The sequence below is a fragment of the Vibrio sp. 10N.261.52.A1 genome (genome assembly GCF_002876325.1).
Taxonomy (GTDB): Bacteria; Pseudomonadota; Gammaproteobacteria; order Enterobacterales; family Vibrionaceae; genus Vibrio; species Vibrio chagasii.
In genome coordinates this window covers 1-749 of sequence record NZ_MCYD01001053.1, presented here as the reverse complement: position 1 = coordinate 749, position 749 = coordinate 1, and the positions used below count along the sequence as shown (strand labels likewise).

The following is a 749-nucleotide window of genomic DNA, read 5'->3' as shown; positions in this document are numbered from 1 at the left end:
CGGCTCTGCCGACGAGCTAGGGCTCAGTGTTGAGCACGCAATCTGCATTGGTCAGCATCAAGGTAGCAAAGTGTATTGGTTGAACGACTGTGATGTTGAGCGTGAGCTGACGATGGTCAACCTAAGAGAGTTATTGCACTGGCCTGAATCGAGTTTTCTTACTGCAAGTAAAGCCATCCAATATGGCCATATGACCCGGAGCATGCGTTTCTGCCCGCAGTGTGGTGGTCGCAATCACCTAAACCACAATCAAGTGGCGATGCAGTGTGGAGACTGTCGTACTCTGCATTACCCGCGCATTTTCCCATGCATCATTGTCGCTGTACGAAACGACAACAAGATATTACTCGCGCAGCACCCAAGACATAGAACGGGCATGTATACCGTTATAGCGGGCTTTCTAGAGGTCGGAGAGACCTTAGAACAGTGTGTTGCTCGTGAAGTGAAAGAGGAGACGGGGATTGATGTGGATAATATTCGCTATTTTGGCAGCCAACCTTGGGCATTCCCGTCGAGTATGATGATGGGTTTTCTTGCTGACTATGCTGGTGGTACGCTCAAGCCAGATTATAGCGAGCTATCTGACGCGCAATGGTTTGACGTGACGACCCTGCCAGATGTGGCGCCAGTGGGCACCATTGCTAGACAACTGATAGAGAAAACGGTTGATGACGTGATTAAAGCAGGCGCAGCTGAACAAGCATTGGAGCACTAAATTGCCTACAGTAGTATTTGGCCTATGGGTGGTC

1 protein-coding gene is annotated in these 749 nt (G+C 49.9%); it reads left to right on the top strand.

Annotated features, from left to right (window positions below; genetic code table 11):
- On the top strand, positions 1-715 hold a 715-nt coding region (gene nudC / locus BCT81_RS22830; RefSeq protein WP_102425954.1), incomplete at its 5' end, for an NAD(+) diphosphatase.
- Between the last annotated feature and the right edge of the window lie 34 nt (positions 716-749).